This window comes from Haliea sp. E1-2-M8, from assembly GCF_030649675.1.
Classification (GTDB): Bacteria; Pseudomonadota; Gammaproteobacteria; order Pseudomonadales; family Halieaceae; genus Haliea.
This window is the reverse complement of the sequence record NZ_JAUTDR010000002.1, coordinates 60,297-84,657: the sequence shown is the minus strand read 5'-3', so window position 1 is coordinate 84,657 and position 24,361 is coordinate 60,297. Positions and strand designations below refer to the sequence as shown.

Below are 24,361 nucleotides of genomic sequence, written 5' to 3'. Positions count from 1 at the left end.
TTGATCGGGCAGGAAAGGACGCAGAGGACTAAACAATGAAATACGAAACCCAGCGGGTGGCATTACCCTTTTTCGCCGTGGCCATGGCGCTGTTCGCGTTACAGGTGATCTTTGGCATTCTCGCCGCCACGGTCTACGTTTTGCCAGAGTTCATGGTGGATCTGGTGCCTTTCCACGTCATGCGCATGAGCCACACCAACCTGCTTATCGTCTGGTTGCTGATGGGCTTCATGGGCTGCACCTATTTTCTACTGCCAGAGGAGGCCGAGCGGGAAATTCACAGCCCGCTGATCGCCTATGTGCAGTTGGCGATCTTCGCCGTGGCGGGCGCCGGCGCTCTCCTCAGCTACCAGTTTGGTATCCACGAGGGCCGGGAATTTCTTGAGCAACCCCTGTGGTCCAAGATCCTGATCACGATCTCCTTCCTGATGTTTCTCTACAACACCAGCATTACCCTGTACAAGGGGCGCAAGACGGCGATCAATTCCGTCCTGATGTTGGGCCTGTGGCTGGCTGCCATCTTCTGGTTCTTCGCGTTCTACAACCCGTCCAACCTGGCTGTGGACAAGCTGTACTGGTGGTGGATCGTGCACGTCTGGGTCGAGGGTGTCTGGGAATTGATCATGGCGTCCCTGCTGGCCTACCTGTTGATCAAGCTCACCGGGGTGGATCGCGAGATCATCGAGAAGTGGCTGTACGTCATTATCGGCCTGGCGCTGTTTTCCGGCTTGCTGGGTACCGGCCACCATTACTACTGGATTGGCGCGCCCGGGTACTGGCAGCCTGTCGGCAGCTTCTTTTCCACCCTGGAAGTGGCGCCGTTCTTCGCCATGGTGATGTTTGCCTTCTACATGTTCTGGAAGGGCCGCCGCAATCATCCCAACAAGACCGCCATGCTCTGGACTCTGGGCAGTGCCACGGTGGCCTTCTTCGGAGCCGGTGTGTGGGGCTTCATGCACACCCTGCATTGGGTCAACTACTATACCCACGGGACCCAGGTTACCGCGGCCCACGGCCACCTCGCCTTCTACGGTGCCTACGTGATGATGGTGCTGGGGGTCATTACCTACGCCATGCCCCAACTGCGCCGGCTGCAGCCCTTCAACCAGATTCTCAATATGTGGAGTTTCTGGCTGATGACCTCGGCCATGTGCTTCATGACATTTACCCTGACGTTCGCCGGGGTGGTGCAGACCCACCTGCAGCGGGTGATGGGTATGAACTACATGGAAGTGCAGCAGCAGTTGGTGTTGTTCTACTACATGCGCCTCGGTGCCGGTATGGTGGTGGCGGTCGCCGCGGTACTGTTCCTGTATGCGATATTCGGGCCCGCCCGTGAAGAACTGCCCGAGGGCGACACTGCCCTGACCACAGCCTGATGGTGAAGGCCGCGGCGGTAGCAGAAGAAAGCGGGTCCTTGCCGTACTACGAGCCGGTCGGCGACGAATGTGAACTGTTCGAGCACGCCTGGCGGCACGGCCTGCCGCTGCTGCTGAAGGGGCCGACCGGCTGCGGCAAAACCCGCTTTGTGGCGCACATGGCTGCCAGACTCGGGCGCCCGCTGTTTACCGTTTCCTGCCACGATGACCTGACCGCGGCCGACCTCACAGGCCGCTTCCTGCTGCTGGAGGGAGAGACGCGCTGGGTCGATGGCCCGCTCACCCGCGCGGTGCGCGAGGGAGGCATCTGTTATCTCGACGAGGTGGTGGAGGCGCGCAAGGACGTCACCGTGATCCTGCATCCTCTCACCGATGACCGGCGTCTGCTGCCGCTGGAGCGCACCGGTGAACTGCTGCAGGCGCCGCCGGAGTTCATGCTGGTGGTGTCCTACAACCCCGGCTACCAGAATGTGCTCAAGTCCCTGAAACCCAGCACCCGCCAGCGGTTTGTTTCCGCGACGTTCGATTTTCCGCCTCCAGAACAGGAGGTGGCGATAGTGTCCAGGGAGAGCGGACTCGCAGCGGAGCGCTGCCGTGCCCTGGTGGGCCTGGCGCACCGCCTGCGGGCGCTGAAGGGGCAGGATCTGGAGGAAGGGGTATCCACGCGGCTGCTGATCTACTGTGCCACCCTGATCGCGGCGGGACTGCCGGTCATGCAGGCCGCCCGCGCCACCCTGGTGGAACCGCTGACTGACGAGCCCGACGTGCATGAGGCTCTGCTGGAGCTTGTCACCATGGCTTTTGGCGGCGACTGAACCGGCAACCCGGGGCGGAACCCATGCTGCATTTTCTCGAACTGGAAGAGCTGGTCGGACGCTACTGGCATCGCTGGGCGTCTGCCGCTGCTTCCTGGCCTCACCATGCCGCAGCCGAGGTCACCCTGGAGGAGGTTGCGCCGGTACTGGCGGTGTTCTTTCGCGCTGCCGGCGGCGAGGGCAGCGCAGCGCTCGGGGCCATCGCGGCCCGCGAGTCCGGCCACCGCCTGCGCTTGCGCCAGCGCCTCGGTTTTGACCGGGAACTGCTGGACCAGGCCCGCATCGACGAAGAATCCCTGTTGCTGCCACCCGTGATTGGCCTGTTTCCCGAGCGCGCCCTGAACCGGGAGCTCTATTTCTGGCTGGCGGCGCACGCGGCGGCGCTGGAACCCTTCGCTGTCACCACAGACCCTCTGCAGGCCGACCTGCTGGCACTGCGTTCCGCGTTGCTGGCGGTGGAGCGCGTGTGCAACGAACTGCCCGGTTTTCGCAGCCGCTACCAGCGCCTCTGTGAGGCCCTGCTGGCGATCCGCCCGCGGCGCCAGCTGCCGGCTACGGAGCGTGCGCTGGAATATGTTATCCGCCATGCCCTGGGCGATCGGGGCGAGCAGCCTGCACTGGCGGCACAGCTGGTGACGCTGGTATCCAGCCCCCGGGTGCCGGTCGCGGGCGTGCAAGCCCCCAAGGGTTACCGGCCGCCGCTGCCGGTGCCCCTGTGGGCCACCAGTTTCAGCCTCGGCACCCGCGCCGTGCCGGAGCAAGCTGAGGAAGAGGAAAAGGACCAGGCCCCCGCCAGCGGCGACAACGGCGGCGGCAAGCGTAAGGCCAGCCGCCGGCACCAGGACCAGGCGGACCGCGATGACTCGCTGATTTTCAACCGCTTCGAGAAAATGCTGTCTTTTGCCGAGATGGTCAACGTCAACCGTCTGGTGGATGACGAAGAAGACGAGAACGCGGGCAAGGCCGCCGAGCAGCTGGAGGAAATCACCCTCAGCCCGCACCGGCAGCAGGCCGCCGCGCGCCTGCGCATGGAGTTGGACCTGCCGCCGGGAGAGGTGACCGGTGCGCCCGCCCAGGCAGCGGTCACTTACCCTGAGTGGAATTACCGCCTGCAGGCGCACCTGCCGGACCATTGCACCGTGCTCACCGGCCAGCAGGAAGCGGCGGCGGAGACCTGGCAACCGGATGCGGCCATGCAACAGCGCATACGCAGGGTGCGGCGCCAGTTCGAGGCCCTGCGTCCGCGGCGGGTGTTGCTGCGCGGCCAGCTCGACGGCAGCGAACTGGATATCGACGCCGTGGTTCGCGCCCACGCCGACCAGCAGGCCGCGGGCACCAGCAGTGACCGCCTGTTCGCCGATGCCCGCAACCTGGAACGCGATCTCACTGTGTCCATCCTGGTCGATGTATCCCTGTCCACGGAGGCCTGGGTCGACGACCGCCGGGTGATCGATATCGAGCAGGAGGCGCTGCTGGTGCTGGCGCACGGCCTGGCGGCCTGTGGCGATGATTTCAGCGTACACAGTTTCACTTCGAAACGCCGGGACCGGGTCTGGCTGACGACCGTGAAGGATTTCCGAGAGCCCATGGGCAGCGCAGTGGAACAGCGTATCGCCGCCCTGCGGCCGGGCCACTACACCCGCATGGGCACCGCGATCCGCCACCTCACCCGCGGCCTTGCGGACTGTGGCAACCGTCACCGCCTGCTGTTACTGCTGACTGACGGCAAGCCCAACGACACGGATTACTACGAGGGCCGCTACGCGGTGGAAGATTCCCGGCGCGCGGTGCTGGAGGCGCGCAGGGCAGGGGTGCGGGTGTTCGCGGTAACCATCGACCGGGAATCCCAGGGTTACTTCCCGCGCATATTTGGCCGCGGTGGTTACGCCGTGGTGTTCCGTCCGGAGCACCTGGCGACGTCGTTGCCGGCGATTTACCGGCAGCTGGTGAGACAGTAGGCCGCGTACGCGCGACCCCGGGCAAGGTCAGCCAAACAGCAGTCTGTTGGGCCGGGCAATGGGCTCATTGGCGGTGAGGCGGTGAATGCCGACCCCGCAGCGGCCGATGTACCAGGCGATGGCGGCGGTGATGTAGAGGTAACCGAAGGACCAGGCAGTTATCGGCGGTACCGCCAGCCACCCCAGCAGCTGCCACACTACCACCGCCGCAGCAGATGCCAGCAGCATCAGCCAGAAGGTCATGATCTGGAAACGCAGATGGGAGTCGACCCAGGCCGCCCCACGTCCCAGCTTGTAGTGCGCCACCAGGGCGCCCAGCGGCAGGGTGACCACACTCATGATGGCGCCCAGGTAGAGGCCGTAAATAATGACCGCGGCGCCTCGCCCCGGTGCGTCCTTGTCGCGTCGGCTGAGCCTTGGGTCGCTGTGGTGGGATGTTGACGTATTCACTGGTTTGCGCTCCCTTGGTCAGTTGATATTCCAGGTGGCCTTGAGTGAGACTCCGCGGCCGGGAGCCAGCAGATTTTCGCTGGACTCCCGGTAACGCCGGTCCAGCAGGTTGTTCAACTCCAGCGCCAGCAGCAGACTGTCCCCGGGCCCCAGGTTCATGCCCAGCGCCGCGTTCAGGGTGGCCCAGCCACTGCGTTCGCTGACTACGATTCCGCGCGAGCCCGGTTCTTCCAGCCGGGAATCGCTTTCCCCGCGCAGGTACAGGTCCGCCCACAGGGAGGGCCAGGGACCGGCCGGCCCCGGTTCCAGCACCACCCCCGCGCGGCCGGCCACGGTGGGGATGCCGGTCTCGGAGGTTTCGAAGTCGCCGAAGTCATTCTGGCGCCGCATCCAGGTGAGGTTGAGATAGGGGCGGGCCCATCCGCCGGGACTCTGCCAGCCCAGATACAATTCCAGCCCCCGGGCGCTGGAGGCGCCGATATTGCGATAGATCTTGTCGCTCGCGTCCAGGCACTGATCCTGCGGGCGACAGAACAGGTGATCGATGTAGTCGCTGGAATCGCTGTGGAACAGGGCCGCGTCCACGGTCCAGGGGCCGCTCATCAGGCGCCAGCCGAGTTCGTAGTTGAGGCTGGTCTCCGGTTTCAGGTCGCGCGTCGGATTAACGAAGCTGGAGCCGGCATAGGCTCCGGTGGCGAGTTGCATCAGCGAGGGGTACAGGTAGCCCTCGGACACGTTGAGGCGCCAGACACTGTCCGGCTGCGACGCCCAGTTGAGCCCGGCAGAGCCTATCAGGTGGCGGTCGGAGTCCAGCGCTGCGGCCACCAGCCCGGGGCGATCGCTAGCATCCAGCTTGCCATCCACCCGGTAATAGCGCGCGCCAATAATCGCTGTCAGGTGATCGCCCAGGTCCCAGCGGTCCTGGACAAAAGCAGCCACAGTGCGAATGGTCGCTTCGTCGTCAATTTGCTCTGTGCCGGTTGCCGCAACCGCAGGCACCCAGGAACGGGTAACAACCGAGCGCTGTTGGCTAACGTTGTCATTACTGTACTGCAAGCCGCTGATCAGGCTGTGCCTGCCAAGCGGTTGCCAGTCCGCCTGCAGTAGCAGGCCGTCGCTGCGCAGCGTGCTGCGGGTATCGATGTCGCGCTGGTACCAGACGGTTTCGGTATTGCTGATAAAGGTGCGCAGGCTGTCCTGGGTGAATGCAGACAGGGTCAGCAGGTCCAGCGCACCCTGCCCGGGCTCGAAATAGTAGTCGAGACCGAAACGCTCCCGGTCCCGCCGCGGGGTGCTGAGAGCAAAGTCGGTCAGGGGGAAAGTGGTCCGCGCCGCGTCCTCCACGAACACCTCGGAGCTGGATTCGAAGCGATCCCAGGTCAGTCCCAGGGTGTGGCTGCCAGCACTTTTTTCCAGGAAGCCATAGTAGCCGCGGTGGTCGAAGGCGGTATTTTCGGCGCGGCCCGCCGCGGTGCGGCGCTGGCCGTGTTCGCTGTTGGCCGCCGCGAGCCGATAGCTCCAGCTATTTTGGGCGCCGTGGAGGCTGGTAAACAGGGTGTCACCGCCGGTGGTGCCATCGTAGCCGGCCTTTATCGTTGCCTGCAGTGGAGCGCTGCCACCCTTCAACGTCATCAGGTTGGTTACACCGCTGAGCGCCTTTGACCCATAGAGCACCGAACCCGAGCCGCGGATCACCTCGATGCGTCCCAGCATGTCCGGGTGAATCGTCAGCGGCGCCCCGACCTCACTGTGATCGGACAGTTCGTGGCTGTCGACGAGGATGGCGCTGCGCCGCGAGGCTTCGCCGCGGATGCGAATACGCTTGAGGCCGGCCTGGCCGGAGTCGGACACCTGCAGGCCGGGTACATCGCGCAGGAAGTCGGCGACACCGTTGCCGGTCATGCGGGCGAGATCCTCCGCAGTCAACACGCTGATACTGGCACTGCTGTCGAGCAGACGCTCCTTGACCCGGCTGGCGGTCACCACCACTTCTTCCAGAAGATTGTTGCCGCTCGACGCAGCGGCCAGCTCCCCTGCCAGCAGCAGGGAGCCCAACGCCAGTGCCCGCAGTCCAGGCCGCTGGTTGCGAGGCTCCCGTTCAGTCATGGTCACGCTCATTTTCGGGTTGCGTACCCGGGCAGTGTTGTGAACTCTGGAGTACATGTTGCAGCGTCTCGGCGTTGTTGGCCCGGTAGGCAGAGAGAATAGCCCGAAAATCAGGACAGTTCTCTACCTCCGCGGCCCCCGGAGGCTGGTGAATGAACCGACATTTTGTCAGTGTGTCCTCGATTTCGGCATTGTGAGCGGAGGCAGAACGCAGCGCCACAAGGGTGGCGCTGCAATCGATACCCCAGTGCGCCTCCCTCGCCGCGGCCGATGCGCTGAGGCGCTCGTTCACCAGATCGTTCGCCGCCGACGTCAGGGGAGCGAAGATCAAAATTGCCAGCCACGGTTTCATGCGCCCAGTAAACCCCAGACTCCGCCTCATTAAAATGATGCACATCATTTGCATCTTAAAAGAGCCTGACTATGATGGCCAGAGGCTTGAAAGGGGGGGATGGATGCGGAGACGCCGTAAAGCAGTCGGTAACTGTCTGCGCCTGATTGGCTTGTTGTGGCTGCTGCTGGGAGCACCGGCGTCGCTGGCGGCCCTTACTTTGGCCGATGCGCGCCAGTTGCTCCCGGCGGCGACCGCGCTGGAGCCGGTGGTGGCCGTTCCCGGCCTGTACCAGGTGGTGGACGCCAGCGGCGACCGTGTGCTCTTGTTCCAGACTGACGATTTTGTCCGCATTCCCGCCTACTCGGGATCACCCGTCAACCTGCTGGTCACCCTGTCTCCCGACGGCCTGATTCGCGGTGTGCGGGTCAGGTCGCACCAGGAGCCGATTCTCGTAGTCGGTATTACCGACAATCACCTGCAGGCATTTGTCGCCCAGCTCGAGGGCAAACGCGCGGATGATCGGATCCGGGTGGGTGCGAGCGGGCGCACGGGATACGTCGGTATAGATGGCTTGAGTGGTGCCACCATCACTGCGATGGTCATCGCCCGCACCGTGACCCAGGCTGCGGGACAGGTATTGGCAGCGTACCGGGAACAACTGCCGCAGCTCGCTGCCGAGCCGGGACCTGATGCCGCTGCTGCTGTCACCGCCCCGCCGTCTGCCGCGGTACCGGACTGGCACTGGAGCTGGCAGCAACATCAGCTCAGGGTGATCGTGCTGGCGGTGGCGCTGCTGGTGCTGCTGCTGGTGCTGTTCCTGCAGGACTGGCTGGTACAACACAAACTGTTCTTCCAGCGCCTGCGAGTGGCATATCTGCTGTTTACCCTGGTGTTTATCGGCTGGCTCTGGCACGGCCAGCTTTCGGTGGTGAACCTGCTGGGGTTCGCCCGCAACCTGGCCGGCGGCTTTTCCTGGGACAGCCTGCTGCTGGATCCCGTGGTGTTCCTGCTCTGGGCTTTTGTCGCTCTCAGTATTCTGCTGTGGGGCCGCGGTGTTTACTGCGGTTGGCTGTGCCCCTTCGGTGCGGCCCAGGAGCTGCTCTCGAAACTCTCCCGGCGGCTGGGCTTCGCCGGCTACATGCTGCCCCAGGCCCTGCATGAGCGTCTCTGGGCCATCAAGTACCTGTTGCTGATAGCAATCTGTGGTCTGGCCCTGGATTCGATGGCCAATGCCGCGCGCATGGCGGAGCTCGAACCCTTCAAGACCGTGTTTGTCATGAATTTTGAACGACCGCCCTTGTATGTCATCTACGCTTTGGCGCTGCTGGCGATCACCGTTTTGAATAGCAAGTTCTACTGCAAGTACCTGTGCCCGCTGGGTGCTGCGCTCAGCTTTGTCACCCGCTTTCGGGTCTTCGACTGGCTGCGCCGGCGGGTGGAGTGCGGCCACCCCTGCCAGACCTGCGCCAATGAATGCCAGATCGGTGCCATCAGGCCGACCGGCGAGATCATCGACAACGAGTGTCATTACTGCCTCGAGTGCCAGGTAACCTACTGGGACGAGCACCGCTGTCCACCGCTGGTGCGCAAACGCAAGAAGCGCGAAGGCAACCGTTCTGGAGTCGACGCTGTGATCGCCACCGATGCCGCCGCGGAAAGACCAGCGGGTTGACCTGGATCATGTCCTGAGATAGAACAAGAATATAAAATGCATCTTAAATCGGCGCGATTGCCGTTGCAGAGAAGGAGAACTGGTAATGAGATTGTCTGAAAACCCCTGGAAGCAACGTGCAAGTGCCTGCCTGCTGTCCGCCGTGCTTGGGTTGGGAGTAGCCACGGTAGCGGCGCAGGAAGAGACTGATCACCCCGGTGTCACTCCCGGCGAAATGGCTTATAAAGGCGCGCCGACAACCATGGGCGATGTCCAGCGGGTGATTTCACCCGGGGCACCGGACATGACCCAGGACGAGTACGACATCGCCACACGGCTATATTTCGAGCGCTGTGCCGGCTGCCATGGCGTGCTGCGCAAGGGCGCCACCGGCAAGCCGCTGACGCCGGATATCACCCAGGAGCGCGGCACCGACTTCCTCAAGATACTGATCAACTACGGATCCCCGGCGGGTATGCCCAACTGGGGTACCTCCGGTGACTTTACCGATGAGCAGATCGATATCATGGCGCGCTTCCTGCAGCATGAGCCGCCGGCACCACCCGAGTGGGGCATGGCCGAGATGCTGGAGAGCTGGGAAGTGCTGGTTCCGGAGGCAGACCGGCCGGTCAAGCCGCAGCATGACTACAACGTTGACAACATCTTTTCGGTCACCCTGCGCGATTCAGGCGAAATCGCCCTCATTGATGGCGACAGCAAGGACATCATCGCCGTGCTGAAGACCGGCTATGCGGTGCACATTTCCCGCCCTTCCCATTCCGGGCGTTATGTCTACACCATTGGCCGCGATGCCAAGATCGACATGATCGATCTGTGGATGAATCCGCCGCGCCAGGTCGCAACCGTGAAGATCGGGCTGGAAGCACGTTCCGTTGAAACCTCCAAGTTCCCGGGTTACGAGGACAAGATCGCCATTGCCGGCGCCTACTGGCCGCCGCAGTTTGTGCTGATGGATGGCGCCGATCTGAAACCGCAAAAGATCGTTTCCACGCGCGGTATGACGGTGGGTACCCAGGAATATCACCCGGAACCGCGGGTTGCGGCCATTGTCGCTTCTCACGAGCACCCGGAGTTCATCGTCAATGTGAAGGAAACCGGCAAGATTTTGCTGGTGGACTACAGCAACATCGACGCCCTGTCAGTGACCACTCTTGAGGCTGCCCGTTTCCTACATGACGGGGGTTGGGATTCCACTCACCGCTATTTCCTCACCGCGGCCAACCAGTCTGACAAGATTGCGGTGGTAGACTCCAAGGAGCGCGAAATCGAGGCTCTGGTGGATGTCACCAAGATTCCCCACCCCGGCCGCGGGGCCAACCTGACGGATCCCGAATTCGGGCCGGTATGGGTAACCTCCGCCCTGGGTAATGAGAACGTCACCTTTATCGGCACTGATCCTGAAGGGCATCCGCAACATGCATGGAAAGTTGTAAGGACCCTGTCGGCTCAGGGTGGCGGTTCCCTGTTCGTGAAGACACACCCAGAATCCCGCAACCTCTGGATCGATAATACCCTGCACCCGCAGGAGAGCGTGAGCCAGTCAGTGGCGGTCTACAACATTGATGATCTCGACGCCGGCTATGAAGTGCTGCCGATCGCTGAGTGGGCTGATGTGGGCGAAGGCCCGGCGCGGGTGGTGCAGCCCGAGTTCAATGCTGCGGGTGACGAAGTCTGGTTCTCGGTCTGGAACGGCATGTCACAGGTATCCGCGATTGTGGTGGTGGACGACAAGACCCGCACGCTCAAGCATGTGATAAAAGATCCGCGACTGGTGACACCGACCGGCAAGTTCAACGTGTATAACACGCGTCGAGACGTTTACTGACAGGAGGTACGGCAAGGAGGTCTTCCGTTTCTGGCGGAAGGCCTTTTTGCGTTACTGCATGCTGAAATTCAAGCGGTATTTATGGGTCGCTGCCCTCGCCGCCACAGGCCCCGTGGCGGCGGCCAACACCGCCCCCGATGTTGGCGACTTTGCGGACGTGGTGCGCAACGGTTCCGTGGAGCTGAACTTACGCTACCGCCTCGAGCACGTCGACCAGGACGGCATGCCGGAATCGGCACTGGCATCCACCTTGCGTTCGCGGATCAGTCTCGCGACCGCGCCATTGGCGGGGTTTGCGCTGGAGCTGGAGCTGGACGACGTCACCGCCCTGGGCAATGATCGTTACAATTCCACCGTTAACGGCCACGGTCGTTATCCGGTGGTGGCGGACCCGGAGGGTACGGAGGTGAACCGCGCCCAGCTGGACTATCGGCGCGGCGGGTTACACGCCACTGCTGGCCGCCAGCGCATTCTCCACGCCAACCAGCGGTTCGTCGGCAATGTCGGCTGGCGCCAGAACGAACAGACCTACGATGGCCTGCGCTGGCAGTGGCAGGGCGGCTCTACGACCCTGGACGGCAGCTATGTGTACCGGGTACAGCGGGTGTTCGGGCCCGACGATGGCGCACAGTCCGCGGACTGGGATGGTGAAATCGCTTTGCTGCGAACAACCTGGAGCCCGCTGCCGAAGCACACCCTGGCGGCCTTCGCCTATCATCTCGATATCGACCCCAGCCGCGATTTCAGCAGCGCGTTAACGGTTGCCAATGCCAGCGAAACCGTTGGTCTGGAATATAGCGGCGAGTGGCAGGCTTTAAGCGTGACAGCCTCCTGGGCAAGCCAGGGGGACATTGGCGACAACCCCGGAAATTACCGGGCGCAGTATCACAACCTGGAGGCGACATTGGCGCTGTCTGCGCTGCGCCTGCAAGCCGGACACGAGGTGCTGGGCGCGGATAACGGTAGCGGTTTTCGCACGCCCCTGGCGACCCTGCACAAGTTTCAGGGTTGGGCGGACATGTTTCTGGTCACCCCCGGAGAAGGCCTGCGTGATTCCTGGCTGGGGCTGGCGGGTGAACGCGGCAGCCTCAACTGGGCCACCGCCTACCACGACTTCCGCAGCGACGAGCGCAGCCGCGACCTGGGGCGGGAACTGGATCTGCTGCTGGGTTGGAAGGTCAGCCCGCACCTGTCACTGCAGTTCAAGCTGGCTCTGTTCGACGCAGCCTCAGGGTCGGGCTACCGGGATACGGACAAGGCCTGGCTAATTGCGGAATTGCGCCTGTAGCCACTATTTGAGGTCGGAGGCGAGGATAAACGCCTCCAGGTCCTTGTCGATGCCCAGCACGTGACGCGTCAGCCACTCGGTCAAAAAAGTCGAGACCACTGCCCGGAACTCCGGGTCGTCTACCTGCAAACTTAGCAACGAGCTGATTTCCTCCCGGAACTGGTCGTGGGACCGGATATGGTCCGTCGTCCGGGGATAGTCCATGGCGAGCATATAATGCTCTTCCATGGCGAAATGGTTCTCGCTGTAGTCGTGCAGCTGCCGCAGGACCTCGGCGCCCGCGTCAGGCTGGGCGATCAGGTCGAGGATCTCGAACAGCACCTGATGCTGGGCATCCTGCCAGAGGATTGCACTGGTCTTTTTCATGCTTGAAGGATAGCCGGTTTCGGACCGGCGCGCATGGAATCCGCTATGATGGTGAGTACCGACGCAGGGTGCAGCAACCACGGAGCCGCCAGTGACCCGATTTGTAAACAGTGCCGCCGAGGCCGTAGCCGCCATCGGTTCCGGTGAATTCCTCTGGAGCCATTCCATGGCCGCAACGCCAACTGTACTGCTGGAAGCCGTCGCTGCCCGGGCGCAGGACTTGCAGGGTGTCAACATCATGCAACTGCATCTGGAGCATGCCGAGGCACTGGCCGACCCGGCGTTGGAGGGGCATATACGCAACCGCTGTTTCTTCGCCGGCAAGGTGACTCGGGACCTGATAAATCAGGGCCGGGCCGATTACGTGCCTATTTTTCTGTCGGAAATCCCCAAGCTGTTTCGACGCGGCGAGCAGCGCGTGGACACGGCTATTATCCAGGTATCGAAACCGGACCCCCACGGCAACTGTTCGCTGGGTATTTCCGTGGAGGCCACCGCCGCGGCCTGCGACGTTGCCGGCCGCATTATTGCCCATATCAACCCCAATATGCCGCGGACTCACGGTGACAGCTTCATCAACCTCAAGCGTATCGACTACGCCTATGCCGAGGCCACGCCGCTGATTCTGCACGAAAGCCGGGAGACCTCCGCGGTCGACCGGCGCGTGGGGGAGCACGTCGCCAGCCTGGTGGAGGATGGCAGTTGCCTGCAGATGGGGATTGGCGCCATTCCCGATGCCGCCCTGGCCTGCCTGGGAGACCGCAAGGACCTGGGGGTGCATACGGAGATGTTCTCCGACGGTGTGCTGGACCTGCTGGAGAGCGGAGTGGTCAATAACGCCCGCAAGAAAATAGCCCGGGGCCGGGTGGTGACCAGCTTTGCCATGGGGTCTCGACGATTGTATGACTATGTCAACGACAACCCGGAAGTAGCCTTTCTGGATGTGGAATATGTCAACAATCCGGTGGTGATTGCGAAGAACAAGAAGGTCATGTCCATCAACAGTGCTATCCAGGTCGACCTCACCGGCCAGGTCTGCGCTGACTCCATGGGCCATCGTATCTACTCCGGGGTCGGTGGCCAGGTCGATTTTGTGCAGGGTGCCATGTACTCGGAAGGGGGCAAATCCATCATCGCCCTGCCCAGCACGGCACAGCATGGCGCGGTATCGCGGCTGGTGTCGGCGATCGAGCGCGGCGCCGGGGTGGTTACCACCCGCGCCCAGGTCGATTACGTGGTAACGGAGTACGGCGTTGCGGAACTCCGTGGCCGCTCCCTGAGTGAGCGGGCGGCGGACCTGATTGCTATCGCGCACCCGGATTTTCGCGAGTCGCTGGCCCGGGAGGCGCGGGACTCGCTCGGTTTGCGGGTGTAGAATCAGGGCATGAAAGTCACCGACTACCTCAGCCGCGAGGATATCGCACGCTTCACCGCCAAGAGCGATCTGCAGGCGTGGCGGCTGGTGCTGGGTAACTGGCTGGGTATCGTTACCATCTTTGCGCTGGTGGGCTGGTATCCGCACCCGCTGCTGATTTTGCTGGCGGTGCCGCTGTTGGCCGGGCGTCAGCTGGGGCTGGCGGTACTCACCCACGAGGCCGGCCATCGCACCCTGTTTCGCACTCCCTGGCTGAATGACGTGGCAGGGCAGTGGCTCTGCGCGCTGCCGGTGTTCAACGACATGCCGTCTTACGCCCGGGGGCATCTGCGGCATCACCGGCTCGCCGGCACCCTGGAAGACCCGGACCTCCCCAACTACGCCAGTTACCCCGTATCTCGCGCCAGTTTTCGGCGCAAGCTGCTGCGCGACCTGAGCGGTCGCACCGGAGTAAAACTGCTGGCTGCAATCCTGCGTGGCGCCGCGGGAATCACCAGTGGCGAGAAACGTGCCAGCGCAAGGCCGTTTGTCAGCCAGCTGCTGGTGCAAGTGCTGCTGTTTCTGGTGCTGATGGCCTTTGGCATTGGCTGGGTCTATCTGCTGTGGCTGGGCACTTTCCTCACAGCTTATATGCTGGTTATCCGCCTGCGCCAGATTGCGGAGCACGCTGCGGTGCCGGACCTGTATCACCCGGACCCGCGTTACAACACGCGCACCGTGGACGCCCCCTGGTGGCAGCGCCTTGTGCTCGCGCCCAACGGCGTCAACTATCACCTTGAGCACCACTTCATGGCCAGCGTGCCCTGTTACCGGCTGGCGGCCCTGCGGCGCCACTTGCGGGGCTGTAACGCCCTGGCCAACGTGCCCGCCTTCGACGGGTATGGCGCGGTGCTGGGGCATGTGGTGGCCTGACCGTTGGTTTGGTGGAAAGATGGCAAGATGGACAGCTACGCAGATAAAAAAGGACTAAAGCATGAGCAATAACGTGGACCCAACCCGGGAGCAGTTTGATCAATTCAAGAACCTGCCGCGTGACACCCCGATCATGATGCTGAATCTCATCCGCCTCAATGCCAGCGCCAAATACCCTGATGGGGAGACGGTCACCGGCGCTGAAGCCTACGCTCGCTATGGTCGCCACAGCGGCCCCATTTTCAAGCGCCTGGGTGGCAGCATCGTCTGGCGCGGCAGGCCCGAGTGTGTAGTGATTGGTCCTGCCGATGAGCACTGGGATATCGCCTTTATCGCGCGTTACCCTGACGCTGGTGCCTTTATGGCGATGGTGACGGACGAGGACTACCGCAAGGCGGTGGTACACCGCCAGGTGGCTGTTGCGGATAGCCGCCTGATCCGGATGGCGGATGCGAGCGCCGGGGAAGGTTTTGGTGGTTGACAGGGTCAGGCCCCGTCGGGACCTGACCCCTTGTTTGCGCAACGATAATCAGGCCAAGCGGGAGTAAGTGCGGATGAGCTGGATTGCAGGAGATCTCGGCCGGGAACAGATCATGGATCGGTTGCCCGCCATTGGCGAACACTTCCAGCGCCTGTACGCCAGCTTTTACAGTCTGTCGCAACTGCCGCCGGAGACAGTGGAGCTGTGTCGTTTGCGCCTGGCGCAGCTGCACCGCAGTGACGCCGACTTTGCGCTGGAGGAGTATCCGCTCGCCGCTGGCAAGCGCGAGCAGCTGCAGGACTGGCACAATGCGTCGCCCTTCTCCGCGGGTGAGCGGGCCTGCCTGGAGCTCGCCGAGGTGCATGCGATGGACTGCAGCGCCATCACCGATGCGCAGGCCGATGCGGTCAAGCAGCATTTTGGCGAGGCGGGGTTGGTGGCGCTGTTGCAGGCGCTCGGTGTCTTCGATGGCTTTATTCGTCTGGGTTTGATCTGGCAGGCAGCGCCTGCGGGTGGCAAGCAACATGACTAGTGCGGCAAGGGTGAGCCCACCTGCGGGCAATACCGGCAATGTAATCAGGGACTCGGCGCTGGGCATTGTGCCCGAGACCCTGGATCACTATCTTGCACTGAATGCGGCTATCTGGGATGCGGGGCCACTCAGTGCCGCGGAGGTTGAGTTGGCGCGCCTGCGCAATGCCCGGCATACCGGCTGCGTGTTGTGCCAGGCGGTACGCTATGATGTGGCAATTGCCGACGGCCTGACCGAGGACAAGGTACAGGTGATTCGCCAGGACGACCCCGCGGCACAGCTCAGTGAGCGGGAGCGGCTCATCGTGGCCTTTGTCGACCAGTACAATCTGGATCCCGCAGGTATTCCGGCGCAGCTGCAGCAGGACCTGCTGGCGGCGTTCCGCGAACATGAGTTGCTGCACTTGTCACTGCTGGTGGCGTGGTTCAATGGCTCCTCGCGCTGCGCCGTGGCGCTGGGCGGGATGCCGGAGGCAATGCCACGGCTGGAGATCAGCGTGCCCCGTTAGGTGCGGCCGGCCAGGTGCGCGATCGCTCGCGGAGCGAGTTCCTACAGGGTGGGCTTTAACAGGGTAGGAGCCCGCTCTGCGGGCGATCGTGGCAGGCCACCTTCTCTGTCCGCTGCGCGGCCATTCACCTTGTCTGCGGGCGATCGCGCACGGAGTGCGCTCCTACAGCAGGGCGAGCTCCCACAACAGGGCGAGCTCCTGCAGCGCGGGCTGCAACAGGTTCGGGGGCCCTCTGGGCCCCGGTTGCCTTCAGGCCTGATCGAGGAAGTGGCCGTACTTCTTCATCGCCGCTTCGCGCTGGGTCGGCGTGTGGTAGGTCGGGAACAGGCCCGGTGCCGGCTTGTAGTCACGCAGCACAGTGCGTGCCACGGTGATCTTGTGGACTTCCGAGGGGCCGTCGACCACGCCCAGTTCCGGAATATTCGCCCACATGTTCATCAGGGGCACTTCATCCGACATGCCGAGGCTGCCGTGCAGGTGCATGGCACGATAGATGACTTCCTGCAGTACTTTCGGGGTCGCGGCCTTGATCGCGGCGATCTCCTTGCGCACCTCGCGGTTGTACTCCTTGTGCTTGTCGATCAACCAGGCCGTATACAGCACATGCAGGCGATATTGCAGAATCTGGGTATAGGAGTCGGCAATCTTGTCCTGGGTCATCTGCTTGCTGCCCAGCGGCTCGCCCTTGGTGGTGCGGCTGAGGACCCGTTCGCACATCATGTCCATGGCTTTTTTGAGCACTCCGACACTGCGCATTGCGTGGTGTACGCGGCCACCGCCCAGGCGGGTCTGGGCGACCAGGAAGCCTTTGCCTTCCTCGCCCAGCAGGTTGTCGGCGGGCACCCGGCAATTGGTGAAGCGGATGTAGGCGTGCACGCCATCGCCCTGTTCGACATAGGGGCCAACAGCGGAGTTGCGCAGGATTTCCATGCCGGGGGTGTCCTTTTCCACCAGCACGATGGAGGCCCCTTCATGAATCGGGACGTCGGTGTTGGTAACCACCATCACCAGCAGGAACTCGGAGAAGCGGGCGTGGGAGGCAAACCATTTTTCGCCGTTGATGACCCACTCGTCACCATCGCGGGTGGCGGTGCAGGTGAACTCCGCGGGATCGGCGCCCGCCTGGGGCTCGGTCATGGAATAGCAGGAGGCGATGTTGCCGTCCAGCAGGGGCTGCAGGAAGCGCTTCTTCTGGTCCGGGGTGCCGAAGTGGGCGAGGATTTCCGCATTGCCCGAGTCCGGTGCCTGGCAGCCGAAGACGCTGGGGCCAAAACGGCTGCGGCCGAGAATCTCGTTCATCAGGCCCAGCTTTACCTGGCCATAGCCTTCCCCGCCCAGTTCCGGGCCCAGGTGGCAGGCCCAGAGCCGTTTCTGTTTAACGATCTCCTTCAGCGGCGCCATCGCCCTGGCCGCGGGTGAATCCGGATCCCAGGGGTCCCCGGGGCCGCGAAACACAAGGTCCAGGGGTTCTATCTCTTCCCGGGTGAAGGTTGCAATCCAGTCCAACTGCTGCTGGAATTCAGGGTCAGTTTCGAAGCTCCAACTCACGGTGATGTCCTTATAATGCGTGTTTTTGAATGCTGGCGGGCCGCTTTGCCGTGCCTGTGTTGCCAGCTCTGCAACCGGTGCAATATCCCCGGCAGCATTACTTTTGCTTGACTTGAGCGGGACCTAGTTTAGACTTGTTAGATGCAAACAAGCAAATAATAAACTCACTCGGGTTGATACAACACTATGGTAGACCAAAAAATCTGGTTCGTTACCGGCGCATCGCGTGGCATCGGCCGTGCGATCGCCGAGAGCGCGCTTGGCGCTGGGGACAAGGTAGCTATCCTGGCGCGGGGCGCGGAAGTCGAGACCCTGGCGGAAGAGTTGGGCGCGAACTGCATGGCCTGTCGCGCCGACGTCAGTGATGCGGAGGCGGTGGCCGCGGCAGTGGCAGCGGTTGTCGCCAACTGGGGCACAATCGATGTGGTGGTAAATAACGCGGGCCTGCACCGCGGTGGCCGCATCGGTCGCATCCCCCTGGCTGACTGGGACAGTGTGATCGATGTGAATCTGCGCGGCGCGGTGAACGTGATCCGGGCGGCTGATGCACACCTCGGGACGGGCAGCGCGGTGATCAACGTGGGCGCCGTGGTTGGCTTCCGCGGCTTCCCCGGCGACTCCGCCTACGCCGCGTCCAAGGCCGGCCTGGCGGGCCTGACGCGCGCGCTGGCAATTGAGTTCGCCGCCCGCGGCATCACCGTCAACCTGGTGATCCCCGGCCTGGTGCTGACGGAGATGACCAGTGGTCTCTCGGAAAAGGCGTTGGAGGGCATGCGCAAGACCATACCCATGGGCCGCTATGGCGACCCCGGGGAAATTGCCCAGGTAGTGGAATGGGTCGCGCGCTCCCGCTACATGACCGGCGCTTTTGTGCCCGTGGATGGAGGGCTGCTGAGCAGCTTCGGGGTGCCGGGATGAGCAACCACCCGTTCGACGAACCGCTGGCGGCATGGATCGCCAAAGAAGTAGGCATGCCGGGCGCCAGGGTCGCTCGCGCGCTCAGCGGTGGCAACGCCAACCTCACTCTGTTGCTGGAGACCGACAGCGGGCCCCTGGTGCTGCGCACGCCGCCAGAAAACACCATCTCGGTGACAGCGCACCGCGGCATTGAGCGGGAAGCCACCGTGCTGCGGGCGATCCAGGGGCTGGTCAAGGCGCCGAAAATGATGGGCTGGTGCGAGGACCCCGGGGTTATCGGGCGTCCGTTCCTGCTGGTCTCTCACGTCGATGGTGTGGCTATTACCGACACCCTGCCGCCGGCGTACCCCGACACGGTCGACAGCGTCAATCGGTTGGGTGAAGACCTGATCGATGAACTCGGCGCCATTCACCGGGTACCCTGGCGCGACATCGGGCTGGAGAAATTCGGCAATCCGGATAATTTCCTGCAGCGCCAGATCACCCGCTGGCAGTCGGTCCGTGCGGAGACGCCGGTGCGGGAGTTGCCGCTGCTGCAGGAGCTCGCTGACTGGTTGCTGCGTAACCTGCCCGCCAACGGCCCTGTGGGTCTTGTGCACGGTGACTACCACCTCGACAACACGCTGTCACATCAAGACCGGCCCGGGCTCGCCGCGGTCATCGACTGGGAGCTGGCAACCATTGGTGACCCGCTCGCCGACCTCGGGCTGTTCCTGATGTTCTGGGGGCCGCGCGACCTCGATCCACCGGGATTCCGGCACATCCAGGCGGTGAGCCGCCGCGACGGGATCATCAGCCGGCGGGCGCTGGCGGAACGCTGGGGTACTGCCACCGGCTACCCCCTGGGCAAGCTTGATTTCTATCTGTGTTTCGCCTTCTGGCGCCTGGCGGCGATCGTCGAGGGTGCCTATGCCCTGTACTGCCAGGGCAAGGTCGATTCGGCCTACGCCCGGGGCCTTGAGTACGATGTGCCAGCTCTGCTGGCCGAGGCGGAAGCGGCGGCCAAGGGTCGCTGGTAAGGAGACGATTCAACATGATAGCGACAATGATGCACCTGCCGATGACGGTGCGGATGATCATGGAGCACGGCGCGGCCGTGTTCCCCGACAGCCGGGTGGGGGTCTTCGACGGCGAGGAAACCCACTGGACTCCCTACCGCACAGTGGCAGAGCGGGCCGAGCGGCTCGCGCAGGGATTGCAGGCGCTGGGGATTGAGGTCGGCGACCGGGTAGCGACTTTCAGCTGGAACAATCTCGCGCACATGGAGGCCTACCTGGCGATACCCGCGATGGGCGCTGTGATGCACACGGTCAACATTCGCCTGGCCCCGGAGCAGGTGGCCTATGTGATCAACCACGCCGGCAACCGCGTGGTGATCCTGGACGCCAGCCTGCAGCAGTTGTTCCTGCCAGTGGTGCCGTTGCTGGAAAGCGTCGAGCATATCCTGTTGGTGGACGGTACCGACCAGGACGTCGGCGGCATACCGGCCACGGATTACGCTGCGCTGCTAACAGCCCAGAGTGGTCGCTTTGACTGGCCCGAGCTGCAGGAGACGGCACCTGCTGCCATCTGCTACACCAGCGGCACCACCGGCAACCCCAAGGGCGTGGTCTACAGCCACAAGACAACCTTCGTGCACTCGCTGGCGTCGCGGGCGACGGACACGTTTGGCATCAATGAGCGCGACCGCATCCTGCTGCTGCCGCCGATGTTCCACGCCAATGCCTGGGGCCTGCCTTATAGCGGCTGGCTCAGCGGCAGCGATTTCATCATGCCCGGGCCGCACCTGCAGGCGGCGGGCATCGAAGCCATGATTCGCACCAACCGGCCCACGTTTACCGCCACCGTGCCGACGATTCTGGGCGACCTGCTGCGCGCCTCACAAAACAGCGATCTCGACATGAGCAGCTTCCGGATGCTGGTCTGTGGCGGCGCCGCCGTGGCGCCTGCGCTGATCGATGCCGCCTGGGAACGCTGGGGTGTGCCCGTACTGCAGGGCTGGGGCATGACCGAAACCAGCCCCCTGTGCCACCTGTCGCATCCGCCCCGGGACCCGGGCCCGGGCGGTGAAACACCCTGGCGGGCCAAGAGTGGGCGCCCGGTTCCCGGCATCCAGGTCCGGGTAGTGGATGCAGAGGGTCGTGAATTGCCGCACAATGGCCGCGATGTCGGTGAACTGCAGCTGCGTGGACCCTGGGTCACGGGCGCCTACCACAAGGACAGCGCCCCTGACTCCTTTACCGCCGATGGCTGGCTGCGCACGGGCGATGTCGGCCATATCGATGAAAAGCACTTTGTCCAGTTGACGGACCGAACCAAGGATGTGATCAAGTCCGGGGGTGAGTGGATTTCCTCGGTCGATCTGGAAAACGCGCTACTGGCCCATCCCTCCGTGGTGGAGGTGGCGGTGATCGCCACCGATGACGAGCGCTGGCAGGAACGGCCTCTGGCAATACTGGTGACCGACAGCGAGATCAGCGCGGCGGAGCTGCGCGCGTATCTGCGTGACCGGGTGGCGAAATTCTGGATTCCGGAACACTGGGCGTTTGTCGCCGCGATACCGAAGACCAGTGTCGGCAAAATAGACAAGAAACTGTTGCGTCTCCAGCATGTCGCCGGAGAGTTCAACATCGAAACGATAAAATAGGTGCAACCTTTGCCCTGAAGGTTGCCATCGGGGAGAAAAGTTGATGAGAGCACAGGCAAAGCCGCCAGAGGTGTCCGCCCGGCGCAGGACCCAGGCAGAACGGACAGCGTTATCGGACAAGCGCATGTTTGAGGCTGCCATTCAGTTGATCATCGAGCGCGGCACCGAGCGCACGACCCTGAAAGAAATCGGGGAGCTGGCGGGCTACAGCCGCGGTCTGGCGCACTCGCGCTTCGGCTCCAAGGAGGGCTTCCTGAACAAGCTGTTTGTGCGCTTTGACGGGCGCTGGAAGCAGCACCTCACCAGCTATGTGGGCGGCAAGACCGGGGTTGAGGCAGTGCTGGCGGCGCTGGACGCGCTGCGCGACTTCCTCACCGCCGAAGCGAACTACATGCGCGCCATGTACATCCTCTGGTACGAGTCTCTGGGGCATGACTCCAGAATTCGCAGCAAGCTTGCGGACCATCACCGTGTCTATCGTGAGGACGCTGCCCGTTGGGTGCGCGGAGGTATCGAGGCGGGTGAGATCGACCCCGTCATCAACCCGGAACAGTTCTCGGTGCAGTTCAACGCGTTTATCTTCGGAATCATTTACCAGTGGCTGGTCAACGCCGACGCCCTGGATCTGCCGGCGATCTTCAACGACTACGAAGCCAACATAAAACGGCTTCTCAGCAAGAGGGAATAAGACTATGGCCTACCTGACGACCGATTGTGGCAAGAATGTCTACTATGAGGACTATGGCAGCGGCAACAGCGCAGTGCTGCTGATCCACGGCTGGGGCTTTAGTTGCCGAGCCTGGGACAATACCCTGCCGGCGCTGCTGGCTGCGGGCCACCGGGTAGTGATGATCGATCATCGCGGCTGCGGGCGCTCCGACAAGGACTTTGCCGACATGGGTATCCTGGCGATTGCGGGCGATGTTGTGGCCCTGGTCGCCGAGCTGGGCCTGGACTCGGTGGTGCTGAATGGCTGGTCCCTGGGCGGCGCAGTAGCGGTGGAGGCGGCAGACCGGCTCGGCAAGCGCTGCACTGGTCTGGCCCTTACCGGCGGCGCCACCCCGATCTACACGCAAAAGCCAGACTTCCAGGCCGGGGGCACCGACGAGGATATGGCGGGGACGGTAGCGGCGCTGCAGGCGGACCGCATCGGCTTCCTCGCGGGTTTGTCGCAGGCGGTATGCGCAAAGGATGTCGGGGAGCCGCTGGTCAACTGGATGTGGCAGGTGTTCTGCGAGTCTTCGCCCATGGCGCACGTAACCCTGGGCCAGCTGGCGCAGCTTGACCAGCGGCAGCAGTTGGCTGCCCTGGGCGTGCCGATCATTTCCTTTGTCGGCAGCGCTGATGTGTTTGTCGCTCCGGAGATCTGCCGTTGGGTTGGCGAGCACAACGCCAATGCCCGGGTAGTCGAATACGAGGGGGTTGGCCACGCACCCTTTGTCGAAGTCGCGGAACGCTATAACCGCGACCTGCTCGCCTTTCTTGCCGACATTGCCTGAGCGCTGGAGAATCCGACCATGACATCATCAGTAAACTACGGTCTGTGGTACGACTTCCGCAATCCGGCTCCCTGGCGCGAGGATTTCGAGCAGTTCTACGCCAGCCGTCTCAACCAGATTGCCGCCGCCGAGGAGCTGGGCTTCAATTCGGCCTGGCTCACCGAGCACCATTTCTGCGATGACGGCTACACGCCTTCCCCGCTGGTGCTCGCCGCGGCGATCGCTGCGCGGACCCAAAATATGCACATCGGCACCAACCTCATGCTGCTGCCGCTGCACGATCCGGTGCGGATGGCGGAAGACTGCGCTACGGTGTCGCTACTCAGTGGCGGCCGCTTTGACCTTGGCGTGGGCATTGGTTATCGGCAGCTGGAGTTCGACCAGTTCGAGCGAAAATTGTCACACCGTCCCAGCCTGGTGGAAGAAGGCATTGAGGTGATCCGCCGCAGCTGGTCGGGCAAGCCGGTAAACTTCAGCGGCAAGCGTTTCACGGTGGGAGACCTGAGCGTTACGCCGGCGCCGGTGCACGCGCCGAAAATATTGCTGGGCGGCATGGCGCCACCGGCAATCGATAGAGCGGCGCGGATTGCGGACGGGTTCCTCTGCACCGGTGGCCTGGGTATCGACAGCTACTGTGAGGCGCTGCTCAACCAGGGCAAGACCCTGGAGCAGGGCAACGTGGTGCTTGGCTGCTGGGCGATTATCGCGGAAGACCCGGAAGCGGAAGCGCAGCGCATCGGCGAACATATCCTCTACCAGACCAACGAGTACATCAAGTGGGGTGCGTTCGGCCCGCCCGAGCAGGCGACCCTGTTTGACGATGTTTCCACCGCGATCGAAAACGGCCTCTACGAACTGTGGGACGCCGAGATGGCGGTGGCAAATCTCAGCAAACTGGTGCGCGATTATCCGATGATCAGCGACATACACTTCTGGGCGCAATTCCCGGGTGAACCGCTGGAGTCCGGCAACAAGCGCCTGCGCTACATTGCGGAAAAGGTGTTGCCGCGCCTGCGCTAGACCCCGAAACCGCACATCCTGTTCACGGCATTCGTGAACAGGCCGTGCGCGCGCTCCAGGCTGATATCTTCATCGAAATACACGGCGGAGCGCAGGCCTATCATCATCGAGTAGGCTATCTCTGCCGAATCGCCGGCGTCGTCGAGCACCAGTGCGGGTGCGGCGAGGAATATTTCCACCAGGTGTGCCTTGCAGCGGCTGTCAAAATCCGCCTTGGTGACACGCAGTACGTCATCGTTTACCGCCGCCCCGAAACATTCCAGCATGAACCCGATCTCGAGTCGGGTGCTGGTCTCTCCCCGGAACCAGAAGTTCGCCAGTAGCTGCACCTGCTGCTGCGGCGGGTGTTCCGAGAACGACTCAATTTTTTCCAGGAACCGCACCGAGACGTTGGCGAAATACTGTTCAAGAATCGCCTCCTTGCCATTGAAATAATACAGCAGGTGGCTGGCAGTCATGCCCGCGCCCTCGGCGATATCGGCGAGGGTGGTTTTCACATAGCCCTTGTTGATGATGCAGTCGTGAAGGGACTTGTAAATACGGCGGCGGCGCTTCTCGCCGCGGCTGTCGCGGCGTGGGGCCGGCTCGGCCTTCGTGGGCGAGGGGCTGTCGGTGGTTGCTTTCGCAGAGGCGTTTTTCATGGCGCAAAACTTTAGCAGCTAAGCCCGTTCGCGGTCATGCACTTTGTGCGTGAAAGGCATCGGAAATAAGTTGAATAATGTTCAAGG

General features: G+C 63.0%; 23 protein-coding genes. 17 read left to right on the top strand and 6 right to left on the bottom strand.

Features of this window, described 5'->3' with window-relative positions; translation table 11 throughout:
- Window positions 1–35: 35 nt before the first annotated feature.
- Genes Q6D67_RS02120 through Q6D67_RS02110 form a run of 3 tightly spaced genes read left to right on the top strand, consistent with a single transcriptional unit; the run spans window position 36 to window position 4,152 of the window.
- Complete coding sequence (locus Q6D67_RS02120) at window positions 36–1,379, top strand: cbb3-type cytochrome c oxidase subunit I (RefSeq protein ID WP_304703873.1); 1,344 nt, start codon at window positions 36–38, stop codon at window positions 1,377–1,379.
- The gene (locus Q6D67_RS02115; protein ID WP_304703872.1) at window positions 1,379–2,194 is read left to right on the top strand and encodes a CbbQ/NirQ/NorQ/GpvN family protein; all 816 of its coding nucleotides are present in this window, start codon (window positions 1,379–1,381) and stop codon (window positions 2,192–2,194) included. Before Q6D67_RS02120 ends, Q6D67_RS02115 begins: the two co-directional genes overlap by 1 nt.
- A gap of 23 nt (window positions 2,195–2,217) precedes the next feature.
- Window positions 2,218–4,152 (top strand): nitric oxide reductase activation protein NorD, encoded by a 1,935-nt coding sequence (locus tag Q6D67_RS02110; protein WP_304703871.1) that lies wholly within the window; start codon window positions 2,218–2,220, stop codon window positions 4,150–4,152.
- 27 nt (window positions 4,153–4,179) lie between these two features.
- On the opposite strand, the gene Q6D67_RS02105 is transcribed toward Q6D67_RS02110, so the two are convergent.
- Genes Q6D67_RS02105 through Q6D67_RS02095 form a run of 3 tightly spaced genes read right to left on the bottom strand, consistent with a single transcriptional unit; the run spans window position 4,180 to window position 7,060 of the window.
- Window positions 4,180–4,602 carry a hypothetical protein gene (locus Q6D67_RS02105; RefSeq protein WP_304703870.1) on the bottom strand — a complete coding sequence of 141 codons (423 nt, stop codon included), beginning with the start codon at window positions 4,600–4,602 and terminating at the stop codon, window positions 4,180–4,182.
- Window positions 4,603–4,620: 18 nt separating this feature from the next.
- Window positions 4,621–6,708 carry a TonB-dependent siderophore receptor gene (locus tag Q6D67_RS02100; RefSeq protein WP_304703869.1) on the bottom strand — a complete coding sequence of 696 codons (2,088 nt, stop codon included), beginning with the start codon at window positions 6,706–6,708 and terminating at the stop codon, window positions 4,621–4,623.
- Window positions 6,701–7,060 carry a hypothetical protein gene (locus tag Q6D67_RS02095; protein ID WP_304703868.1) on the bottom strand — a complete coding sequence of 120 codons (360 nt, stop codon included), beginning with the start codon at window positions 7,058–7,060 and terminating at the stop codon, window positions 6,701–6,703. The genes Q6D67_RS02100 and Q6D67_RS02095 overlap by 8 nt, the downstream gene beginning before the upstream one ends.
- 103 nt (window positions 7,061–7,163) lie before the next feature.
- Between Q6D67_RS02095 and Q6D67_RS02090 the strand changes: the two genes are divergently transcribed.
- From Q6D67_RS02090 to Q6D67_RS02080, 3 genes are all read left to right on the top strand, one after another.
- Window positions 7,164–8,714: a 4Fe-4S binding protein gene (locus tag Q6D67_RS02090; RefSeq protein WP_304703867.1), complete on the top strand. Its 1,551-nt coding sequence runs from the start codon at window positions 7,164–7,166 to the stop codon at window positions 8,712–8,714.
- A gap of 85 nt (window positions 8,715–8,799) precedes the next feature.
- Window positions 8,800–10,539: a nitrite reductase gene (locus tag Q6D67_RS02085; RefSeq protein ID WP_304703866.1), complete on the top strand. Its 1,740-nt coding sequence runs from the start codon at window positions 8,800–8,802 to the stop codon at window positions 10,537–10,539.
- 58 nt (window positions 10,540–10,597) lie between these two features.
- Entirely contained in the window at window positions 10,598–11,827 is a 1,230-nt protein-coding gene (locus Q6D67_RS02080; RefSeq protein ID WP_304703865.1) for an alginate export family protein, read from the top strand.
- A 3-nt stretch (window positions 11,828–11,830) separates the two neighbouring features.
- Here Q6D67_RS02080 and Q6D67_RS02075 read toward each other — a convergent pair whose 3' ends face one another.
- On the bottom strand, window positions 11,831–12,193 hold the full coding sequence (locus tag Q6D67_RS02075) for a bacteriohemerythrin (RefSeq protein ID WP_304703864.1): 363 nt from the start codon (window positions 12,191–12,193) through the stop codon (window positions 11,831–11,833).
- Between the two features lie 91 nt (window positions 12,194–12,284).
- On the opposite strand from Q6D67_RS02075, the gene Q6D67_RS02070 reads away from it, so the two are divergent.
- The 5 genes from Q6D67_RS02070 (at window position 12,285) to Q6D67_RS02050 (ending at window position 16,001) form a co-directional block, all read left to right on the top strand.
- Window positions 12,285–13,568 (top strand): acetyl-CoA hydrolase/transferase family protein, encoded by a 1,284-nt coding sequence (locus tag Q6D67_RS02070; RefSeq protein ID WP_304703863.1) that lies wholly within the window; start codon window positions 12,285–12,287, stop codon window positions 13,566–13,568.
- 9 nt (window positions 13,569–13,577) lie between these two features.
- Window positions 13,578–14,480, top strand: coding sequence for a fatty acid desaturase family protein (locus tag Q6D67_RS02065; RefSeq protein ID WP_304703862.1), 903 nt, complete (start codon window positions 13,578–13,580; stop codon window positions 14,478–14,480).
- A gap of 61 nt (window positions 14,481–14,541) precedes the next feature.
- The gene (locus tag Q6D67_RS02060) at window positions 14,542–14,961 is read left to right on the top strand and encodes a DUF1330 domain-containing protein (protein WP_304703861.1); all 420 of its coding nucleotides are present in this window, start codon (window positions 14,542–14,544) and stop codon (window positions 14,959–14,961) included.
- A gap of 73 nt (window positions 14,962–15,034) precedes the next feature.
- Window positions 15,035–15,493: a carboxymuconolactone decarboxylase family protein gene (locus Q6D67_RS02055; RefSeq protein ID WP_304703860.1), complete on the top strand. Its 459-nt coding sequence runs from the start codon at window positions 15,035–15,037 to the stop codon at window positions 15,491–15,493.
- Complete coding sequence (locus Q6D67_RS02050) at window positions 15,486–16,001, top strand: carboxymuconolactone decarboxylase family protein (protein WP_304703859.1); 516 nt, start codon at window positions 15,486–15,488, stop codon at window positions 15,999–16,001. Before Q6D67_RS02055 ends, Q6D67_RS02050 begins: the two co-directional genes overlap by 8 nt.
- 249 nt (window positions 16,002–16,250) lie before the next feature.
- Here Q6D67_RS02050 and Q6D67_RS02045 read toward each other — a convergent pair whose 3' ends face one another.
- Window positions 16,251–17,549 carry an acyl-CoA dehydrogenase family protein gene (locus Q6D67_RS02045; RefSeq protein ID WP_304703858.1) on the bottom strand — a complete coding sequence of 433 codons (1,299 nt, stop codon included), beginning with the start codon at window positions 17,547–17,549 and terminating at the stop codon, window positions 16,251–16,253.
- 186 nt (window positions 17,550–17,735) lie between these two features.
- On the opposite strand from Q6D67_RS02045, the gene Q6D67_RS02040 reads away from it, so the two are divergent.
- From Q6D67_RS02040 to Q6D67_RS02015, 6 genes are read left to right on the top strand one after another with little or no spacing between them, the layout of a single operon-like run.
- On the top strand, window positions 17,736–18,467 hold the full coding sequence (locus Q6D67_RS02040; protein WP_304703857.1) for an SDR family NAD(P)-dependent oxidoreductase: 732 nt from the start codon (window positions 17,736–17,738) through the stop codon (window positions 18,465–18,467).
- A complete protein-coding gene (locus Q6D67_RS02035; protein WP_304703856.1) occupies window positions 18,464–19,486 on the top strand; it encodes a phosphotransferase family protein in 1,023 nt (340 codons plus the stop codon). The genes Q6D67_RS02040 and Q6D67_RS02035 overlap by 4 nt, the downstream gene beginning before the upstream one ends.
- Before the next feature lie 14 nt (window positions 19,487–19,500).
- On the top strand, window positions 19,501–21,114 hold the full coding sequence (locus Q6D67_RS02030; RefSeq protein WP_304703855.1) for a long-chain fatty acid--CoA ligase: 1,614 nt from the start codon (window positions 19,501–19,503) through the stop codon (window positions 21,112–21,114).
- 43 nt (window positions 21,115–21,157) lie between these two features.
- Window positions 21,158–21,802 (top strand): TetR/AcrR family transcriptional regulator, encoded by a 645-nt coding sequence (locus tag Q6D67_RS02025; RefSeq protein ID WP_304703854.1) that lies wholly within the window; start codon window positions 21,158–21,160, stop codon window positions 21,800–21,802.
- A gap of 4 nt (window positions 21,803–21,806) precedes the next feature.
- On the top strand, window positions 21,807–22,613 hold the full coding sequence (locus Q6D67_RS02020) for an alpha/beta fold hydrolase (protein ID WP_304703853.1): 807 nt from the start codon (window positions 21,807–21,809) through the stop codon (window positions 22,611–22,613).
- An 18-nt stretch (window positions 22,614–22,631) separates the two neighbouring features.
- On the top strand, window positions 22,632–23,633 hold the full coding sequence (locus tag Q6D67_RS02015) for an LLM class flavin-dependent oxidoreductase (protein ID WP_304703852.1): 1,002 nt from the start codon (window positions 22,632–22,634) through the stop codon (window positions 23,631–23,633).
- Here the strand turns inward: Q6D67_RS02015 and Q6D67_RS02010 are convergent.
- A complete protein-coding gene (locus Q6D67_RS02010; protein WP_304703851.1) occupies window positions 23,630–24,274 on the bottom strand; it encodes a TetR/AcrR family transcriptional regulator in 645 nt (214 codons plus the stop codon). The two genes, Q6D67_RS02015 and Q6D67_RS02010, sit on opposite strands and share 4 nt — an antisense overlap.
- Window positions 24,275–24,361 lie beyond the last annotated feature (87 nt).

Bases quoted from the DNA above. Each gene is read 5' to 3' on its own strand.
- Q6D67_RS02035 (WP_304703856.1), top strand. From the start codon at position 18,464: ATGAGCAACCACCCGTTCGACGAACCGCTGGCGGCATGGATCGCCAAA.
- Q6D67_RS02080 (WP_304703865.1), top strand. From the start codon at position 10,598: ATGCTGAAATTCAAGCGGTATTTATGGGTCGCTGCCCTCGCCGCCACA.
- Q6D67_RS02020 (WP_304703853.1), top strand. From the start codon at position 21,807: ATGGCCTACCTGACGACCGATTGTGGCAAGAATGTCTACTATGAGGAC.
- Q6D67_RS02115 (WP_304703872.1), top strand. From the start codon at position 1,379: ATGGTGAAGGCCGCGGCGGTAGCAGAAGAAAGCGGGTCCTTGCCGTAC.
- Q6D67_RS02015 (WP_304703852.1), top strand. From the start codon at position 22,632: ATGACATCATCAGTAAACTACGGTCTGTGGTACGACTTCCGCAATCCG.
- Q6D67_RS02100 (WP_304703869.1), bottom strand. From the start codon at position 6,708: ATGACTGAACGGGAGCCTCGCAACCAGCGGCCTGGACTGCGGGCACTG.
- Q6D67_RS02010 (WP_304703851.1), bottom strand. From the start codon at position 24,274: ATGAAAAACGCCTCTGCGAAAGCAACCACCGACAGCCCCTCGCCCACG.
- Q6D67_RS02040 (WP_304703857.1), top strand. From the start codon at position 17,736: ATGGTAGACCAAAAAATCTGGTTCGTTACCGGCGCATCGCGTGGCATC.
- Q6D67_RS02075 (WP_304703864.1), bottom strand. From the start codon at position 12,193: ATGAAAAAGACCAGTGCAATCCTCTGGCAGGATGCCCAGCATCAGGTG.
- Q6D67_RS02090 (WP_304703867.1), top strand. From the start codon at position 7,164: ATGCGGAGACGCCGTAAAGCAGTCGGTAACTGTCTGCGCCTGATTGGC.
- Q6D67_RS02120 (WP_304703873.1), top strand. From the start codon at position 36: ATGAAATACGAAACCCAGCGGGTGGCATTACCCTTTTTCGCCGTGGCC.
- Q6D67_RS02025 (WP_304703854.1), top strand. From the start codon at position 21,158: ATGAGAGCACAGGCAAAGCCGCCAGAGGTGTCCGCCCGGCGCAGGACC.
- Q6D67_RS02110 (WP_304703871.1), top strand. From the start codon at position 2,218: ATGCTGCATTTTCTCGAACTGGAAGAGCTGGTCGGACGCTACTGGCAT.
- Q6D67_RS02030 (WP_304703855.1), top strand. From the start codon at position 19,501: ATGATAGCGACAATGATGCACCTGCCGATGACGGTGCGGATGATCATG.
- Q6D67_RS02055 (WP_304703860.1), top strand. From the start codon at position 15,035: ATGAGCTGGATTGCAGGAGATCTCGGCCGGGAACAGATCATGGATCGG.
- Q6D67_RS02050 (WP_304703859.1), top strand. From the start codon at position 15,486: ATGACTAGTGCGGCAAGGGTGAGCCCACCTGCGGGCAATACCGGCAAT.
- Q6D67_RS02095 (WP_304703868.1), bottom strand. From the start codon at position 7,060: ATGAAACCGTGGCTGGCAATTTTGATCTTCGCTCCCCTGACGTCGGCG.
- Q6D67_RS02085 (WP_304703866.1), top strand. From the start codon at position 8,800: ATGAGATTGTCTGAAAACCCCTGGAAGCAACGTGCAAGTGCCTGCCTG.
- Q6D67_RS02065 (WP_304703862.1), top strand. From the start codon at position 13,578: ATGAAAGTCACCGACTACCTCAGCCGCGAGGATATCGCACGCTTCACC.
- Q6D67_RS02060 (WP_304703861.1), top strand. From the start codon at position 14,542: ATGAGCAATAACGTGGACCCAACCCGGGAGCAGTTTGATCAATTCAAG.